Here is an 18,505-nt window from a genome sequence, read left to right as displayed (position 1 = left end):
AAATGTACAATAATAAGAAAACAGCCGCGGTCATTGCTGCCGCGGGACTGGGAAAACGAATGGGCAGCGGCATCCCCAAGCAGTATCTGAAGATCGGGGGAGAGCCGATCCTGCTGAAAGCAGTAAGGGCTTTTTGCAGCAATCCGTACATTGATTACATTTTTATCGTTACCAACAAAGACTATATACCGCAATGTCTGCAGATGAAAGAAGACTTTGGCCTGGATAAAGTGGTTTCCGTAGTCGAAGGCGGCAAAGAACGGCAGGACTCCGTATATAAAGCTTTGCAGGAGGTTAATCGCTGTCGTCCCGGCGTAGAATACGTGTTGGTTCATGACGGCGCCAGGCCTTTTGTCAGTCAGGAAACTATAAATTATGTGGTACAGGCTGCCGGCGGCGTAGGGGCCGCTATAGCCTGTGTGCCCGTCAAAAACAGCATCCGTCAGGGTGAGGGCACGAAAAGCTGTAATATCGAACGGGAGCATCTGTATTCCGTGCAGACGCCGCAGGGCTTTAAAAAGTCTATTTTAATGGAAGCTTACGAGCAGGCCTTTGCCGACGGATACTACGGTACGGATGACGCCAGTCTGGTAGAACGGATCGGCCAGCCCGTGGAACTGGTGATGGGCCAGTATGGAAATATAAAGATTACAACGAAAGAGGATATGCCTATGGAAAGCAGAGTAGGGACAGGATTCGATGTGCATCAGCTGACAGAAGGCCGCCCGCTGATTCTGGGCGGTGTGGAAATCCCCTTTGAAAAAGGGCTTTTGGGTCATTCCGACGCAGATGTTCTGGTCCATGCGCTGATGGACGCGCTGCTGGGGGCCGCGGCTCTCGGAGATATCGGCGGACACTTCCCCGATACGGATCCGGCATATAAAGGCGTTTCCAGTATGAAGCTCCTCGAAAAAGTGAAAAAGCTCATCGATGAAGAATTTTACGGCATCAGCAACGTGGACATCACTGTGATGGCCCAGCGTCCGAAAATTAAATCGTATATAAACGATATGAGAAAAAACATCGCCAGAACTCTTGAAATAGAAGAAAGCCGGGTCAATATAAAAGGGACCACCACGGAAAAACTGGGGTTCGTCGGACGGGAAGAGGGAATTGCCGCGCAGGCGGTCTGCCTGCTCTACAGATAAATGGAAAAAGGAGATAAAGCAAAAAAATGAGACTATCGAAAATGCATTTGAAGACCCTGAGAGAAGTACCTAATGAAGCAGAAATACCGAGCCATATCCTGCTGCTTCGGACCGGTATGATACGCAAACTTGTTTCCGGTGTCTATGGCTTTATGCCCCTGGGCTGGAGATCGATCCGCAAAATCGAAGATATCATCCGCCAGGAAATGGATCAGGCCGGAGGGCAGGAGATCCATATGTCGGCCGTGCAGCCGGCGGAGCTTTGGGAGGAATCCGGCAGATGGTTCGCGTACGGACCGGAGCTGTGGCGTCTGAAGGACAGGAACGGCAGAGATTTCTGCTTAGGACCGACACATGAGGAGATATTCACCGATATTATCCGCAGCGATGTGTCCTCTTACAGACAGCTGCCGCTGAACCTGTATCAGATTCAGACCAAGTACAGGGATGAGGCCCGCCCTCGTTTCGGATTGATGAGAAGCAGGGAATTCATTATGAAGGATGCCTATTCCTTTGACAGGGATCAGGCCGGGCTGGACCGCAGCTATGAAGAAATGTACGCGGCCTATGAAAAGATATTTACCCGCTGCGGTCTGACTTTCAGACCGGTAGAGGCGGATACGGGAGCCATCGGGGGAAGCAATTCCCATGAGTTTACGGCTCTTTCGGAAGTAGGGGAAAGTGAGATCGCTTACTGTGAGAAATGTCAGATGGCAGCCACGGTAGAGCGGGCCGAATGTGTGGACGCTCCGGCATCCTCCGCTGAGGAACTGCCGCTGGAAGAAGTTCATACTCCCGGAACCAAGACCATCGAAGAGGTGGCTGATTTTCTGGGAATCGGTCAGGATGAAACCATCAAGGCCCTGCTGTTTGTCACCTATGATGAAGAGGAAAAAGAAAACGGCTATGTGGCCGCTTTTGTCAGAGGCGACAGGGAGCTGAACATGACCAAATTAATCAACGCTCTGAAAATCCCGGAACATTCCATTGAATTTGCCGATGAAGAAAAGATGGGCGCGGCTACCGGCTGCGTCGGAGGCTTCACGGGACCGACAAGGCTCCATGACTGCACCATCGTTGTGGACAGCGAGCTGCCGGGACTCAGGAATCTCTGCGCCGGAGCCTGCAAAACGGACTATCACCTGAAAAACGTAAATTATGGCAGAGACTACAAGGCCGATATCATAACCGATATAAAGACGCTCAAAGAGGGAGATCCCTGTCCGGTATGCGGCGCGCCGATTAAACACGCCCGCGGCATTGAAGTGGGTCAGGTGTTCAAGCTGGGGACCAAGTACAGCGAATCCATGGGCGCTACTTATAAAGATGAAAACCAGAAGGAACAGCCGATCGTGATGGGCTGTTACGGAATCGGCGTCACCCGTACACTGGCGGCTGTGGTAGAACAGCATCATGACGAGAACGGCATCATATGGCCGATGTCCGTGGCTCCGTACCATGCGATCATTACCGTTATGAAGCCGGATGACCAAACGCAGGCGGACCTGGCTGAGCACATCTATAATGAGCTGGCGGCAGCCGGCGTGGAAGTGCTGCTGGACGACAGGAAAGAGCGTCCGGGCGTCAAATTCAAAGACGCGGATCTGCTGGGAATTCCGGTCCGCATCACCGTAGGAAGAGGCGCTGCGGATAAAACGATTGAATATAAGCTGAGAAGGGATGCCGACAAAGAGGAAATCTCTGCGGATGAAGGCATCGCAAGAACAATCGAAATCGTTAACAAGGAGAAATAAATGGAGTTTCTTTCTTTGATGGAAATCATCGGCACTGTGGCTTTTGCCGTTTCCGGTGCATTGGTTGCCATTGAAAAAGAGCTGGACTATTATGGGATCGTGTTTCTGGCGATTATCACTGCGGTGGGCGGAGGTATACTGAGGGATCTCCTCATCGACCTGCCTCTGCCCCTGGCACTGGAAAATCCGCTCTACGTGCTGATCAGCATTGCGACCGCCGCTGTAGTGATCCTGTTTTACAAAAAATTTGTCAAATATCAAAATATTATTTTATTCTTTGATGCCATTGGCCTGGCGGCCTTTACAGCCATCGGCGCAGAGGCGGCCCTGACTCACGATGTGTATATGCCCTTCGTAGTCATAACTCTGGCGGTCCTGACAGGAACCGGCGGAGGCATACTGAGGGATGTTTTCGTAAAAGAGATTCCTTTTGTTTTCAGAAAAGAGGTCTATGCTGTGGCCTGTATCCTTGGAGCCGCGGTCTTTATGGGTGCCTATCATTTGCTGAATCAGGGACGGGTATCCATGTATATCTGCTTTGGCGTGACCCTGGCAGTGCGGCTGATCGCAGTAAAAATGAACTGGCATCTGGCAAAAGTTAAACGGATCGAGGGTAAATAATGGCGGAGAGTAAAAAGAAGGCAATTAAAGAACATGCGAGCCTCTTTTGGGAGTTTTTTAAAATCGGCCTTTTCACCATCGGCGGGGGAATGGCTATGCTGCCTTTGATCCAGAAGGTGGCGGTAGAAGATAAAAAGTGGATGGACGCGGAAGACATGATAGACTGCCTTGCGGTCAGCCAGGCCATGCCGGGCGTTATTGCCATCAACAGCGCCACTTATATCGGAAGGCGCCGGCGGGGGCTCACAGGGTCTCTGGCGGCTACCCTTGGGGTAATCCTTCCTTCCTTTTTGATTATCATCGCAGTGGTGAGCCTGCTGGGCACCGTGGGCCAGAACCGATACGTTGAAGGCGCGTTCACCGGGGTAAAAGCCGCTGTGTGCGGGCTGGTCATCGTATCGGCATGCAAGCTGGGAAAACAGGTTCTCAGGGACCCCTTTGCATGGACGCTGGCGATACTGGCGTTCCTTGCCATTGCCGTTTTTCGAATTACAGCTCTCTGGGCAATCATTGTCGGGGCAGTCGCCGGAATCCTGTATCTGACTATTCGTGAACACAGGAGGGCGGAAAAATGATTTACGCATATCTGTTTTCCATGTTTTTCCGAATCGGCTTGTTCAGCTTTGGCGGCGGACTTGCCATGCTGCCGCTGATTTTTCAGAGCGTCCAGGATTTCGGGATCATGTCGGCCCACGAGTTTTCCAATCTGGTGGCTCTGTCCCAGGTGACGCCGGGACCGATCGCAGTCAATGCGGCTACTTATGTGGGATTCAACTACGCGGGTGTTCCCGGGGCCATGACCGCCACGTTGGGCGTGTGCCTGCCTTCCTTTGTACTGATCCTGATCGTAATGAAATTTATGGAGAAGTTCAAAGAAAGCAAGGGGCTGGAAGGCGCTTTTCTGGGAATCCGGCCTGTGACAGTGGGACTGATCGGCGCGGCAGCTATCTTCGTGGCCGAAACATCCCTTGTCAATGGAACGCTTTTTTCAACAAAGGTCTTTACGAATCCCCTTTCTTATATTAACCCGATTCCCTGCGCGATTTTCGTTGTGACCTTGATTCTGGCAGGGAAGTTCAAAGTGAGTCCCATTAAGATCACCATCTTGATGGCAATAGTAGGAGCAGTAGTATGTGGGTAGGCGGCGTAAGAGTAGTTATACTGGATGATAAAAAGAGAGTTCTCATGGTGCGGCAGCATCATGAGGGCAGAGATATCTGGATGGTACCCGGCGGCGGAGTGGAAGAAGGCGAGAATTCCAGTCAGGCCGGCGCGCGGGAAGTGCTGGAGGAAACGGGACTGCGGGTAAAGATGGGAAAACTCATCTGGCACGTGGAAGAGGTTTCTGAAAAACGAGGCCAGCGCTTTGTGAACTTTTTCTTAGCGGAGCTGGAAGGCGGGACGCTGGAACTGGGGTCGGATCCGGAATTTGATTCAGATTCTCAGGTGCTGAGAGAGGTCCGCTTTATGTCCCGGGAAGAGATGTGCCACCTGGAGGTGCTCTATCCGGAATACTTGAAGGACGAACTTTGGAGGTTCCTGGAAGAGGACTATTACGGCTATAACGCATTTAAGATAAGAGAGTGATTTTTTAATCCGCTGAAGACGGAAATTTTGCATAAGCAAAGGAGAAAATGATTATGAAAATCGTAACAATCGAAATGGAAAACGGCGACGTTATGAAGGGAGAGCTTTACCCGGATATCGCGCCGGAAACGGTAGCCAATTTTGAAAAGCTGGCAGGAGAGGGGTTCTATGACGGACTTACTTTCCACAGAGTCATCCCGGGATTCATGATCCAGGGCGGCTGCCCGGACGGTACCGGAATGGGCGGACCGGGATACAGCATCAAGGGTGAGTTCACTGCCAATGGCTTTACCAATGATCTGGCCCATGAAAGGGGCGTTTTGTCCATGGCGAGGGCAATGGACCCGGATTCCGCGGGATCACAGTTCTTCATCATGGTAGCCACTTCTCCCCATCTGGACGGCCAGTACGCTGCCTTTGGAAAGATCACGGAAGGCATGGACGCGGCAGATAAAATCGTTAACGTTCAGACCGGATTCAACGATAAACCCACTGAGCCGCAGGTGATGAAAAAAGTAACGGTTGAAGACGCGGAATAGATTTTAGCCAGATAAAATAGATGGATTTACCGAGACAGTAAGCCTTGCAGACTATCAAACTGCAGGGCTTCTCTTTTTTGGAATTTTTAGAAAACACTACCTTTCTTAAAAATTCCGTGTTAAAATGTGGATATGATGAAGAAGGAGGAACCGACTATGGGAACATTAATTAAAAATGGGACAATTGTTACTGCGGAAAATGAATTCAAAGGCGATGTGTATATGGCAAAGGGAAAGATCATTGCCATTGGCGCAAGACTGGGAAACAGACCGGATGATGAAGTCATTGACGCAACCGGCAAATACGTCCTGCCCGGCGGTGTTGATCAGCATGTGCATTTCTCCTTTACCTATAATGGCAGCAAAGTAAGGGGCTTTGAGACTTCCAATGCTGCTGCGGTAGGCGGAACCACGACTTTGATCGAATTCGTCAACCAGGAAAAAGGCAAAGGTTTGATCGAAACGCTGGAAGCGTACAAAGCTTCCGACGCGGACGGAATCGCTATGGTGGATTATGGATTCCACAGTGTTATGACCGACCCAAGAGACGAAGTAATCGAAGAAATCCCCAAACTGGCCGAAGCGGGATACCCGACCATGAAGCTGTTCATGGCATATAAAGGGATGTTCTTCCATGCGGACGATGATGCTATCCTAAAAGCGCTCCGTAAGGGAAAAGAAGCGGGGATTACCATTATGGTCCATGCGGAAAACGCGGATATGATCGACGTGCTGACAAAGCAGCTGATCGCGGAAGGCAAGACAGAACCGTATTACCATGCTGTTTCCAGACCTCCGGTGGTAGAGGCGGAAGCGACCAGAAGAGCCATCTATCTGGCAGAATTGGCCGGAGCGCCGCTCTATGTGGTGCATGTGACCTGCAGAGAAGCTCTGGAAGAGATTAAGCAGGCCTATAACCGGGGACAGGCTGTCTTCGGTGAAACCTGCGCCCATTATCTGGTGCTGGATACGGAAGACCTGGCGCGTCCGAATTTCGAAGGGGCAAAATACGTCTGCTCCCCTGCGCTTCGTACGGCGGAGCACCGTCAGGCACTGTGGCAGGCCGTGGACAGAAAGTGGCTCAATGCCATCAGTTCTGACCACTGCGGATTCGATTTCGCGGAGCAGAAACACATGGGCTTCGGCGAGGGAAAATCTTTTGCGGATATCCCCAATGGAGCACCGAGCCTGCAGAACCGTCTGAACATCCTCTGGACCTACGGCGTATGCGAAGGCAAGCTTTCAAGGTCAAGACTGGTGGACCTGTTCTCGACCATGCCGGCTAAGATCAACGGTTTGGATACCAAAGGCCATATTGACGTGGGCTACGACGCGGACATCGTAGTGTTCGATCCGGAATACCGCGGAGTCATGAGCGCAAAGACCAACCTGGAAGGCGTTGATTACAGCCCGTTTGAAGGCTTTGAACAGAAGGGACGTCCTGAGACCGTATTCCTCAGAGGCATGAAGATCGTAGACAACGGCAATTATGTAGGACAGAAGGGTCAGGGCAAATTCGTGCCTGGCAAACCGTTTGGCGCTGCTTATGAAGGTTAACGGAGATCAGCTGCTGGAAGATCTCCTGACTCTGAAAGAATTTACCGACACGCCGGGAAACGGCGTTACCCGGTTTTCTTACGGGGAAAACGATCGGAAAGCCAGAGAATATATTTTTAGACAGGCGAGGCTGCTGGGCTGCGATATAAAAACCGACGCCCTGAAAAACGTGCGGATCAGTATGCCTCAGAATCGGCAGGGGAGAAAACGCGTGGTCATCGGTTCTCACGTGGATACTGTGCGGAACGGCGGCTGGCTGGACGGCATATATGGCGTCACCGGCGGACTTGCGGTGCTGAGAGCGCTGAAGGACTGTGAGCTTGGTATGAATCTGGAACTGGCCGTCTTTGCGGAAGAAGAGGGCTCCAACTTCGGCTCTACCATGACCGGCAGTAAATTCATCGCCGGGGACTATGGAGAGGCTGATCTGGATAAGCTGAAAAATGACGAAGGTGTTTCTCTGAGAAGGATTTTGGAAGAACCGTCCCTTTCGGAGATAGAAGACGTTGTATGGGATTTTTCAGAGGTGGCGGCAATGCTGGAGCTGCATATTGAACAGGGACCGGTGCTTGAAAGAAAAGGGCTTCCGCTGGGAATTGTGGATGCCATTTTCGGCATGCAAGTCATTGAGGTGGAGCTTACCGGTGTGGGGAATCATGCGGGCGCGACCCCGATGATCGACCGGAAGGACGCGCTCTGCGCGGCATCCCAGTGTATTTTAGCGGCCGAAGAAATCGTCAGACCGGATGGCCGCAGCGTAGTAACGGTGGGGCGGATACACGCAGAGCCCGACTGTTCCAACGTAATACCGGAAAAAGCATGGTTTACCCTGGAAGTAAGGGACAGCGACAACGAAAAGATCCTGAAATACATGGAACGTATTATTGCCCGCATCAAAGAGATCAGCACGGAAAGAGGCGTGGCATGTCGGATCAATAAAACATCTTCCTCAAAGCCGCTTCGGCTGGACCCGGAGCTTATTGAAAGAATGAAGAGTCTGGCGGAGGCAAAGGGAATTCCCCATCAGGTGATGGACAGCGGCGCTGTTCATGATGCCTGTATGATTGCCAGGCACGCTAAAACCGGGATGATTTTCGTACCGAGTCTGGGCGGCAGAAGCCATGTTCCTCAGGAAAACACCTCGGAAAAGGATCTGGTTTTGGGAGCTCAGTTCCTGCTGGAGATCACTGCGAATCTGATAAACGCAAAATAAAGAGAAAATTTTAATAATCCTTTCATTTATAGAATGTAACATAATGGTACACAATAGGATAAAGAAAGGAGATGGAATTATGAAAAAGAAATTTGCATTACTCTTAGCGGCAGTTGTAGCCGTACTGATGATCGCAGGATGTTCTTCCGGAAATAACGACAGCCAGCAGCAGACTGAGCCGTCATCCGCGGCTGCGGAAACTACTGCGGCAGCGACTTCAGAAAGTCAGCAGAATCTGATTGGAGAACAGAAAGCCAAGGAGATCGCCCTTAAAAAGGTAGACGGGGCCAAGGAGTCTGATATCACTAAGTTCAAACTGGACAGAGATGACGGACGTCAGGAATACGAGGGAGAGATTATCTATAAAGACAGAGAGTACGACTTTGAGATCGACGCGGTATCCGGTGAAATTCTCAGCTGGGAAGACGAAGCAGTAAATCAATAAAATAATAGAAACTAAAACGGGGCTGTCGCATCAAGGAATAGAAAAACCAATGCGACAGCCCCGTTTTACGGTATCCGGGTCCGCGGCCTAAACCTCGGAACTCTGCAGGGTTCGTTTTACCTGCTTCAGCGTTTTTTTGAGGAAAATCGCGCACAGTACAACCGCTACCAACTCTGCGATGGGGAAGGCCCACCACACAGCATTGACGTTTCCAGTCAGGGACAGCAGGTATGCCGCGGGGAGCAGTACAATTAGTTGCCGGATCAAAGATATAATCAGACTGTAGACACTCGTTCCCAGGGCCTGGCATACGGAGCTGGCAATGATGGAAAATCCGGCGAGGACAAAATGGACAGAAATGATCCGCAGCGCCGGGACGCCCATGGAAAGCATATTGTCCGAGGCGCTGAACAGCTGCAGCAGAGGCCCGGGAATCGCCTGGAAGAGAATGACGCCCAGACACATGATCCCTATGGCATAGCAGGCCGCGTATCGGATGGTGCGATGGATACGTTTTTCCTTGCCAGCACCGTAATTATAGGCAACGATGGGAACCATTCCGTTGTTGAGCCCGAAGATCGGCATGAAGATAAAGCTCTGAAGCTTGAAATATACACCGAAGACGGCTACTGCCGTTGAGCTGAAGGCGATGAGAATTTTATTGAGGCCAAAGGTCATGATCGAGCTGATGGCCATCATTAAAATAGACGGTATGCCGATGTACAGAATGCTCAGCAGGATGCGGCGGTCGGGACGGATGTTGCTGAATTTCAGGGTGATGTCATGGTTCTTCTTAAAGTTGAAAAGCAGAGCCAGGCAGGCGGCAGCAATCTGTCCGATGACCGTAGCCAGAGCCGCTCCGGCCACGCCCATTTTGGGCATCCCCAAAAGGCCGAAGATCAGAATCGGGTCCAGGATAATATTGATGACAGCCCCGGTTCCCTGTGTAATCATAGTGTAAAAGGTACGGCCCGTGGACTGGAGCAGCCTTTCAAAGGTAAACTGGAAGAACAGGCCGAAGGACGCGGCACAGCAAATGCGAAGATAGATTTCCCCGTAATCCAGAATCTCAGCAATATCGGTCTGTGCTCTCATGAACAGGCCTGTCCCTGTAAAGGAAAAGATCAGAAAAACCAGATAACACAGGGCGATAAGAAAGACCCCCTGCATGGCTACTTTGTTGACCTTTGGCTGATCCTTCTGCCCCAAAGCTCTGGAAAGAAGAGCATTGATTCCGACGCCTACGCCGCTGCCCACGGCTATGAGCAGATTCTGAATGGGAAAAGCCAGAGAAACCGCAGTCAGCGCGTTTTCACTGATCATGGCTACGAAGATGCTGTCCACCACATTGTATAGTGCCTGTACCAGCATGGAAATGACCATGGGCAGCGCCATAGTGACCAGCAGCCTGTTGACGGGCATGACCCCCATCTTGTTTTCTTCTTTATTAAGTGTTATATCGGACATTATATAAATTCCCCCTTTTTAAAAGTTAGATATCGAACTATTTAGGCAAAAGAAATGAATGTATTCCCGGATACATTCATTTGATCGTTTCTGACAAACGCTTTAAAAGCCGCATCAGGGTTTCCGCCTCCTCGTCTGTAAATACCTGAAAGTCTTTCGCTTCATCCTGCTCCAGGCGCTGCTTGAACTCCCGGTAGACGGATTCGCCTTCGGCAGTCAATACCAGCTTTTTCAGCCGTGCGTCGCAGGGAACGCTTTCACGGAGCAGGTAGCCCTTGTTTTCCAGTATCCCCAGGACATTGGATACGGTAGATCTGCGCACGTCCAGGGCCATTTCCAGATCGCGCTGATATACATCGCCTTCCTTTGATGACAAATAGATCCGCTCCATGGCAATGAACTGGATCAGCGTCAGATTGTATTCATCCGCGAGCCGATCGATTTTACGTTTCAGCTTCACGTCAATGACATGAATGATCTTGCCTATGTTTTTCATAAAACAAACTCTTTTCTCTATATTGTTAGAACTCTAACAATATTAGCAGAAGCAATTCCCAATGTCAAGATAAAAATCGTTAAAACCTTTTTATAGCGGGTACAATAAGCTTTATAAGATGAAGAGGAGGGAAAAACAATGTATGATGTGATTATTATAGGCGCCGGACCGGCGGGGCTTTCGGCGGGAATTTACGCCATTCGTTCGGGACTTGAGACTCTGATCCTGGATAAGGCTTCCTGGGGAGGGCAGACGATTTTATCGGCTGAGATCGAAAACTATCCGGCAGTTCCATCGGTGACAGGCCCGGATTTTGCTGAAAAAATGTATCAGCAGCTCACTTCCCTGGGCGGCATTATTAAAATGGAAGAAGTAAAGAGCCTGGAGGCCGAAAGCAGAACCGTAGCAACAGGCAGCGGTACGTATCAGGGCAAGGCGCTCATTATTGCGGCAGGACTGAAAAGAAGGAAGCTGGGATGCCCGGGAGAAGAGACCTTTGCCGGAAGGGGCGTTTCCTACTGCGCCATCTGTGACGGACGCTTTTTTACCGGAAAGGACGTGGTGGTAGTGGGAGGCGGCAATACGGCCATGGAAGATGCCCTTTACATGTCCGCTTACTGCAAAACCATTACCATTGTATGCAGAAAAGACAGCCTGAAAGGGGAAGAAAAGCTGAAAGCCGGAGTGGAAAAGAAAGAAAATATTCGGACCATATATGGAACCAGCGTGTCGGAGATACGCGGAGAGAATGCTGTCAGTGAAGCGGTGCTGAGTGACGGTCAGGTTCTGAAAGTCAGCGCCGTATTCGTTGCCATCGGCTATGAAGCGGACAGCGGATTCCTGAACGGACAGGTGGAAATGACAAAAGAAGGTTATGTGGTGGCAGGTGAGGATTGCAGGACCAATGTGCCGGGAGTGTTCATAGCCGGCGATCTGAGAACCAAAGAGGTGCGGCAGATTGTTACAGCGGCCGCAGACGGCGCTGTAGCGGCACTGGGAGCCGCAGACGATCTCTTGAAGATGTAACTAGTATCAAAAAAACTGAAAAAATTTTGAGATTTCTATTGAAAACGGTTTCATAACGTGCGATAATTATTATAGTAATATTCTGAAAACTATAAATGAAGCAACATTTAAGACAAGGGTATTAGGATCTTAGCCGCCGATATGGGACTGGAACTGCTTTCATTCTGTCGGAGATCGGCCCGATGACCGGGATTTTACCGGAAAGGGAGGACCTTATACAGATATGTTTGAAAGAAATGTAAAAGGCCTGGCTGAGATCAGGCTTTTCTTTATGTACAGAATCACAGTAAAATAATGAGCACGGAGTTGATAAAACACATACCGAATACAGGAGCTTTAAATGAATATACGACACATTGCGAAACAAGCCGGTGTCTCTGTAGCGACCGTTTCCAGGGTACTGAACCATCCGGAAAACGTGGCACCGAAGACCAGAGAAAAGATTGAAAAAATTATCGCGGAGACTGAATATACCCCCAACTGGTTCGCGCGGGGGCTCAATTTCAATAAGACCGGTACCATTGGCCTTATGATTCCGCATATACTTAATTCCGTACATATGGAGATCGCCAAGGGAGTGGAGGACGTGGCGCATCAGAAAGAGTATATCGCTCTGATGTGCAATGTGGAAAACGACGCAGCCAAAGAAAAACGCTACCTTGACCAATTGATTAAGAGGCGGGTGGATGGGATCATCTTTATCTGCTCCTCCCTGGAAGCAGAGGATTTTCAGCTGGTGCAGGAGCAGAAAATTCCCGTGGTCCTGATCGGTGAGCACAAAAATAACCCGGGCCTGCATATGGTGAGCATCGACTGCCAGCAGGCGTCAAAAAAAGCAATAAAACATCTGCTGGACAGCGGCCATGAAAAAATCGCCATGCTCTACGGGACCGATCCACGGGTGGAAAATGAATACAAAATCGCCGGGTACAAGAAGGCTCTGAAGGAAGCGGACCTGCCCTTTGCGAGAGACTATCTGCGGGAGGTGGAGAATTCCATTGAAGGGGGCTATCTGGGAGCCAAAAAACTGGCGGAGATGAAAGAACCCCCCAGAGCGATCTTTGCCAGCAGCGACTACATTGCCTTCGGGGCTATGGACGCGATCAGAGACAAGGGGCTCAGCATCCCGGAGGATATGGCAGTGATGGGATTTGACAATGTGAGAATGTCCAATCTCGTAGAACCCAAGCTGACAACCGTAGAGGTACCGTTCCATAAGATGGGCGTATACGGGGCACGGCTGCTGTTCGATATTATAGAGGGTGAAGAGGAAGAAAACGCGGAACCGAAGACGATTTTGCTTCAGTCCAAGCTGAAGATTCGAAAATCCAGCGGTCATAAAGAGAGAATTGGAGAAATGTTTTGATGATGAAGACAGAATTTTTAGGATTGAGAATGAAAACTCCGGTGATGGCAGCGGCAGGACCCTGGAGCAGAGACGGCGAAAGCATCCGGCGTCTGATCAAGGCGGGAGCCGGCGCGGTAGTGACGGAAAGCGTAGTCAGCGACACGCTCCTGGATGTGCGCCCGCGCATCGCTTACGATGGGATGGGCGCTCAAAATATAAGGCTTTACAGCGATATACAGATAGAAGGCTGGGAACGGGAAATGGAGATCGCCAAAAGCGCGGGAGGCGTGGTAATCGCCAGCATCTCCGCCCATACCCCTTCGGAGCTTGCTTATCTGGCAACCAAGCTGGAAAAGTTCGGTGCCGACGCCATTGAGATCAGCGTATCCAACCCCATGTGGGAGTCCCTGGAGGTTATGGCTTCAAATCCTGAAACTGTTTTCGAAATGACTAAAGAAGTCGTATCCAACGTGAAGCTTCCGGTAATCGTCAAGCTTTCCCAGAATACGACCAACATTTCTTCCGTGGCAAAAGCCGCTAAAAAAGGGGGAGCCAGCGGAGTGAGCGCCATCAATACCATAAGGTGTATCCTAAGTGTGGACATTGAAACCGGAAAGCCGTCCCTGGCCACCTACGGAGGATACTCCGGCGGACCGATCCGGCCGCTGGGACTGGCGTCCGTGGCTACCATCGCCCAGACGGTGGATATTCCCATCTGCGGAATCGGAGGCATCAACGGATATGAGAACGCGCTGGAATACATCATGCTGGGAGCATCGGCCGTGCAGGTGGGTACGGCGATCATGCTCAGAGGACCCGATGCCCTGACAGAAATCATAGAGGATCTGCAGCGCTGGGCGGAAGAAAAACAGATCGACTCCGTAGCCAGAATAAAAGGCAAGGCCCTCAGGAATCTCAAATCCTTTGATGAAATCAAAATAGAACCGGCCACCAGTACGGCCAGCGGCGTACCCTGTACGGCGGACTGCACACTTTGTATTCATACATGCATGTATGGGGCGATATCCAAAAACGACGGCAACATATATGTGGATAAGGAGCTCTGCACAGGCTGCGGCCTCTGCACCTTTGTCTGTCCGGCAAAAAAATTAAAACTGGATTGGTAAAAAACTCTTGCAATTTTCTGAATATATGATATATTATTAAATGTAACCGGTTACAGTAACCGATTGCACAGATCTACTGTATGGTAACTAATATTTTTTAAATATATAAAGGAGGACGAAGATTATGTATACTTGTAGTTTAGACAGAATGACTGATAAAATTAAGACATTCAGTAAATATGGTGATGCCGGGCACGGTGGAATTACCAGATATTCTCTGTCACCGGAAGCTAAGCTGGCAAGAGAAGAGTTTCTTAAAAGAATGAAGGCAATCGGCGCCGAAATCGAAATTGATGATGTCGCCAATATCTATGCTACTCTGCCAGGAACTGATCCCAATGCCAAGAGAATCGTATCCGGTTCCCATGTGGATTCCGTTAAAAACGGCGGTAACTATGACGGTATCTTAGGCGTAATGAGCGCCATGGAAGTTCTGGAAACCGTAGCGGAACAGAACATTCCCCATAAGCATCCGCTCACAGCGATGATCTGGACAAACGAAGAGGGTTCCCTGTATCCGCCGGCAATGATGGTTTCCGGTATCGTATGCAACGAATATCTTCCTCCTGAGATCGCTAAAAATTTCAAATATGACAACATGATGGCTTCAAAGGCTATGGAGGCTCATGAGGGCAGCGCCGAGACCTTTGGCGAAGCACTGGAAGCTTCGGGATACAAGGGAGACAAAAAATATCGTCTCAGCCCGGACAGATATCTGTGCAACTTCGAGACACATATTGAACAGGGCCCGATTCTTGAAGAAGCAGGAAACGATGTAGGCGTAGTAGACTGCGTTTTGGGTATGTTCAACTATTCCTTGAAGTTTACCGGTTTCGCGGCTCATGCGGGCACCTTCCCGATGAACAAGAGACATGACGCCCTTTACGCTGCGTCACAGGCACTGATTTACCTCCATGATGAAGTGGATAAGCTGGGAAGACCTGAACTGGTTTACACCACCGGTGAAATCCATTGCCATCCATGCATACATACGGTAATTCCGGATGAAGTTGAATTCTCTCTGGATGTAAGACATGAAGATCCGAAGGTTCTGGAACAGGTAATGGATATCGTAAAGAAGATCGCCACCATGAAATGGGCCGGATGCGACTGTGAAATCAAAGAAAACTGGAAACGTGACACCGTTTACTGGAATGAAAAGCTGGTAAATTACGTGAAAGCAGCGGCTGAAGAAGCGGGCGTTTCCCATCAGATGATCCATTCGGGAGCGGGTCATGACGCTCAGTTCGTAGCTTACATGCTGCCGACTACCATGATTTTCGTTCAGACGAAAGACGGACTGTCCCATTGCGAACCGGAATACGCAAAGCCGGAACACTGCGCAAGCGGCGCCACCGTGCTGCTCAACGCAATGCTGAAAGCTGATGAGGATTTTGAATAGTCCAAGTCAATTCGATCTGTTAGCAAAGGAACCCGACTGAATTCGGGTAACCTAGAAATTAATAAAGCTGCATTTTCATTGACCCAAAAAGCCATAGAGGATGCAGCTCTTTTTTCCCAGGAAAGAAGCGAAGCGGTAAGGAGGAATGTAAATTGAGTAAAGTAGTAAAAGCAAAGTACACCGCAGAAGCTGTAAGCGGGTTCAACCATAGAACCGCTATGGAAGAAGCCTCAAGATGTCTGTTGTGTCACGACGCACCGTGCAGCGAAGGCTGTCCGGCAGGAACGGACCCTGCGAAGTTTATCCGTTCAATTCGTTTTAGAAACGTAAAAGGTGCCGCCGAAACCATCAGAGAAAATAACATTTTAGGCGGAACCTGTGCACGAGTTTGCCCGTACGACAGACTGTGCGAAGAAGCCTGCTCCAGATGCGGCATCGACCGTCCGATCGAAATCGGAAAGCTGCAGAGATACGCCATCGAGCAGGAAGAAATATTCAATATGAAGACACTGGAAGCGCCTGCCGAGAAAAAGGCCGCGAAAATCGCCTGTGTCGGTGCTGGCCCTGCGTCACTGGCCTGCGCTGCGGAACTGGCGAAAGCCGGATATCCGGTTACCATCTTCGAAAGAGAAGAGAAAGCCGGCGGCGTGCTTACATATGGAATCGTTCCCAGCAGACTGCCTCAGGCTGTCATAGACCATGACATCGATCAGGTAAAGGGACTGGGCGTAAACTTCGAGTTTGGCAAGGATGTAAAAGCGGATGACCTTAAAGGTTACGACGCGGTTTTCATCGGAACCGGCCTCTGGGCCACCAAGATTCCGGACATCGAAGGAAAAGAACTGAAAGGCGTTTACGCGGCAGCTGATTTCCTGAAGGAAGCAAAGACAAAGAAAGAAGCCTTTGATCCGGGCAAGAAAGTGGTTGTTGTGGGCGGCGGCGACGTAACCGTTGACTGCGCGGTAACCGCAAAGCTTCTCGGAGCGGAAGACGTAAGAATCGTTTACAGAAGAACCTTGGAAGAGGCTCCCGGAAATATGACCGAATTCCAGTATGCTCTGGAACTGGGCATCGGCGTTACTACCGGAATGGCACCTAAGGCTCTCAAAGGAAACGGCAAACTGGAAACTGCCGTATTCAAAGGATTCCGCGATGAAAACGCGGAAATGCAGGTATCAGCGGATACCATTGTATTTGCCACAGGACAGGGACCGGAAGATATGAGCAAGATCGCTCCGGTTAAACTGACCGATAAAGGAACCATCGACGCGGCTTCGGAAGGCAAGACCGATCAAGAGAACTATTTTGCGGCCGGTGATATCGTAAACGGCGGCAAGACAGTCGTAGAAGCAGTAGCGGCAGGAAAAGAAGCCGCGGCCTCTATGATTGCATATCTTGAGAAGAAAGGAGTGAAGTAGGATGGCAGTTAAAAAAGATTTATCTATAAACTATTTAGGTGTTGAATGCGAAAATCCGTTCTTCCTTTCAAGCTCACCGGTTGGAAGTAACTACGAGATGGTCGCGAAGAGTTTTGATGAAGGATGGGGCGGCGTATTTTACAAGACCGTAGGTATCTTCGTTGCTGACGAATGCTCACCCAGATTCGATAACGTGAATAAAGAAGGGCTTCCGTGGGTTGGCTTTAAAAATATGGAGCAGATCTCCGACAAGCCGACGGAACTGAACTTTGAAAATATGCGTAAGCTCAAGAGAGCTTATCCGGAAAAAATCATGGTAGCTTCCATCATGGGAAGCAACGAGCAGGAATGGAGAGACTTGGCCAAGATGGCGGAGCAGGCTGAAGCGGACCTGATTGAAGGAAACTTCTCCTGTCCTCAGATGACCAGCCACGATATGGGGTCTGATGTAGGAACCAACGTTGAGCTGGTAAGATCCTATTCCAAGGCAGTTTCTGAGAGCACAAAGCTCCCGTTCATCGCTAAGATGACTCCTAACTGCAAGAACATGGAAGAGCCGGCCATCGCGGCGATCGAAGGCGGAGCAGCATCCGTATCGGCGATCAATACGATTAAGTCCATCACCAACATTGATTTTGAAAATATGACAGCCATGCCTGTAGTAAACGGCAAATCATCCATTTCCGGCTACTCCGGCGCGGCAGTTAAACCGATTGCGCTGAGATTCATCGCTCAGATGCTGCAGAATGAAAAGCTTAAGGATCTGGAAATTTCCGGTATCGGCGGTATCGAAACATGGAGAGACGCTGCGGAATTCCTGGCTCTGGGATGCAGAAACGTTCAGGTCACCACTGCGATCATGCAGTATGGCTATCGAATCGTAGAAGACATGGCAAACGGCCTCATGCACTTTATGGACGAGAGGGGTTACAATAAACTGGATGACTTCATCGGCTGCGCACTGCCGAATATCATCCCTGCGGAAGACCTGAACCGTGACTTTAAAATTCTGCCTGACTTTAATGAAGATAAGTGCATCGGCTGCGGAAGATGTTATGTTTCCTGCTATGACGGCGCACATCAGGCTATCGACTGGAATGAAGAAAAGAGAAGGCCGGAACTCAATGACAACTGCGTAGGATGCCACCTGTGTATCAATGTATGTCCTGTACAGGAATGCATCACACCGGGAGAGATCAAATGGAAAGACGGAAGAAATCCGGTAGATATCGCAATCAAACATCATTACGAGTAATCTTCACACAAAGTTACCATACACAACGGGATCGCACCTCATCAGGGGTGCTTTCCTGTTTTTTGAGCGCGCCCATGAAAAAGCAGCCGCCTTGACAAAAAT

Annotated in this window: 18 protein-coding genes and 1 pseudogene; 17 read left to right on the top strand and 2 right to left on the bottom strand. The window is 50.0% G+C overall.

Annotation, left to right across the window (positions count from 1 at the left end; all coding sequences use genetic code 11):
- Positions 1-2: 2 nt before the first annotated feature.
- The 11 genes and pseudogenes from ispD to NE619_RS02355 all read left to right on the top strand — a co-directional run.
- Positions 3-662 (top strand): annotated as a pseudogene (ispD, locus tag NE619_RS19140) (2-C-methyl-D-erythritol 4-phosphate cytidylyltransferase); the annotation flags it as partial.
- 9 nt (positions 663-671) lie between these two features.
- Positions 672-1,148 carry a 2-C-methyl-D-erythritol 2,4-cyclodiphosphate synthase gene (gene ispF / locus NE619_RS19135; protein WP_256130990.1) on the top strand — a complete coding sequence of 159 codons (477 nt, stop codon included), beginning with the start codon at positions 672-674 and terminating at the stop codon, positions 1,146-1,148.
- Positions 1,149-1,174: 26 nt separating this feature from the next.
- A complete protein-coding gene (locus NE619_RS02395) occupies positions 1,175-2,902 on the top strand; it encodes a proline--tRNA ligase (RefSeq protein ID WP_256130765.1) in 1,728 nt (575 codons plus the stop codon).
- The gene (locus NE619_RS02390) at positions 2,903-3,523 is read left to right on the top strand and encodes a trimeric intracellular cation channel family protein (protein ID WP_256130764.1); all 621 of its coding nucleotides are present in this window, start codon (positions 2,903-2,905) and stop codon (positions 3,521-3,523) included.
- Positions 3,523-4,098, top strand: coding sequence for a chromate transporter (locus NE619_RS02385; RefSeq protein WP_256130763.1), 576 nt, complete (start codon positions 3,523-3,525; stop codon positions 4,096-4,098). The genes NE619_RS02390 and NE619_RS02385 overlap by 1 nt, the downstream gene beginning before the upstream one ends.
- On the top strand, positions 4,095-4,664 hold the full coding sequence (locus tag NE619_RS02380; protein ID WP_256130762.1) for a chromate transporter: 570 nt from the start codon (positions 4,095-4,097) through the stop codon (positions 4,662-4,664). Before NE619_RS02385 ends, NE619_RS02380 begins: the two co-directional genes overlap by 4 nt.
- On the top strand, positions 4,655-5,110 hold the full coding sequence (locus tag NE619_RS02375; protein WP_256130761.1) for an NUDIX domain-containing protein: 456 nt from the start codon (positions 4,655-4,657) through the stop codon (positions 5,108-5,110). Before NE619_RS02380 ends, NE619_RS02375 begins: the two co-directional genes overlap by 10 nt.
- A gap of 47 nt (positions 5,111-5,157) precedes the next feature.
- Positions 5,158-5,649 carry a peptidylprolyl isomerase gene (locus NE619_RS02370; protein WP_256130760.1) on the top strand — a complete coding sequence of 164 codons (492 nt, stop codon included), beginning with the start codon at positions 5,158-5,160 and terminating at the stop codon, positions 5,647-5,649.
- A gap of 156 nt (positions 5,650-5,805) precedes the next feature.
- Positions 5,806-7,206: a dihydropyrimidinase gene (gene hydA / locus NE619_RS02365; RefSeq protein WP_256130759.1), complete on the top strand. Its 1,401-nt coding sequence runs from the start codon at positions 5,806-5,808 to the stop codon at positions 7,204-7,206.
- Complete coding sequence (locus tag NE619_RS02360) at positions 7,196-8,419, top strand: M20 family metallo-hydrolase (protein WP_256130758.1); 1,224 nt, start codon at positions 7,196-7,198, stop codon at positions 8,417-8,419. Before hydA ends, NE619_RS02360 begins: the two co-directional genes overlap by 11 nt.
- A gap of 79 nt (positions 8,420-8,498) precedes the next feature.
- A complete protein-coding gene (locus tag NE619_RS02355; RefSeq protein WP_256130757.1) occupies positions 8,499-8,864 on the top strand; it encodes a PepSY domain-containing protein in 366 nt (121 codons plus the stop codon).
- A gap of 87 nt (positions 8,865-8,951) precedes the next feature.
- Here the strand turns inward: NE619_RS02355 and NE619_RS02350 are convergent, their stop codons facing one another.
- Together NE619_RS02350 and NE619_RS02345 are read right to left on the bottom strand one after the other, a co-directional pair.
- Positions 8,952-10,331 (bottom strand): MATE family efflux transporter, encoded by a 1,380-nt coding sequence (locus tag NE619_RS02350; RefSeq protein WP_256130756.1) that lies wholly within the window; start codon positions 10,329-10,331, stop codon positions 8,952-8,954.
- A 76-nt stretch (positions 10,332-10,407) separates the two neighbouring features.
- Positions 10,408-10,827, bottom strand: a complete 420-nt coding sequence (locus NE619_RS02345; RefSeq protein WP_256130755.1) for a MarR family winged helix-turn-helix transcriptional regulator — start codon at positions 10,825-10,827, stop codon at positions 10,408-10,410.
- Positions 10,828-10,965: 138 nt separating this feature from the next.
- Here NE619_RS02345 and NE619_RS02340 point away from each other — a divergent pair, with 138 nt between their 5' ends.
- From NE619_RS02340 to preA, 6 genes are all read left to right on the top strand, one after another.
- Positions 10,966-11,853, top strand: a complete 888-nt coding sequence (locus NE619_RS02340) for an NAD(P)/FAD-dependent oxidoreductase (RefSeq protein WP_256130754.1) — start codon at positions 10,966-10,968, stop codon at positions 11,851-11,853.
- Positions 11,854-12,193: 340 nt separating this feature from the next.
- Positions 12,194-13,219, top strand: coding sequence for a LacI family DNA-binding transcriptional regulator (locus tag NE619_RS02335; RefSeq protein WP_256130753.1), 1,026 nt, complete (start codon positions 12,194-12,196; stop codon positions 13,217-13,219).
- The gene (locus NE619_RS02330) at positions 13,219-14,328 is read left to right on the top strand and encodes a nitronate monooxygenase (RefSeq protein WP_256130752.1); all 1,110 of its coding nucleotides are present in this window, start codon (positions 13,219-13,221) and stop codon (positions 14,326-14,328) included. The genes NE619_RS02335 and NE619_RS02330 overlap by 1 nt, the downstream gene beginning before the upstream one ends.
- A gap of 124 nt (positions 14,329-14,452) precedes the next feature.
- Positions 14,453-15,730 (top strand): Zn-dependent hydrolase, encoded by a 1,278-nt coding sequence (locus tag NE619_RS02325; RefSeq protein WP_256130751.1) that lies wholly within the window; start codon positions 14,453-14,455, stop codon positions 15,728-15,730.
- Between the two features lie 152 nt (positions 15,731-15,882).
- Complete coding sequence (locus tag NE619_RS02320) at positions 15,883-17,148, top strand: FAD-dependent oxidoreductase (protein WP_256130750.1); 1,266 nt, start codon at positions 15,883-15,885, stop codon at positions 17,146-17,148.
- Position 17,149: 1 nt separating this feature from the next.
- Entirely contained in the window at positions 17,150-18,403 is a 1,254-nt protein-coding gene (gene preA, locus NE619_RS02315; protein ID WP_256130749.1) for an NAD-dependent dihydropyrimidine dehydrogenase subunit PreA, read from the top strand.
- Positions 18,404-18,505 lie beyond the last annotated feature (102 nt).

The organism is Anaerovorax odorimutans (assembly GCF_024459955.1).
GTDB lineage: Bacteria > Bacillota > Clostridia > Peptostreptococcales > Anaerovoracaceae > Hominibacterium > Hominibacterium odorimutans_A.
Note: the sequence above shows the minus strand (reverse complement) of the source record. Positions and strands in the feature narration are given on the sequence as shown.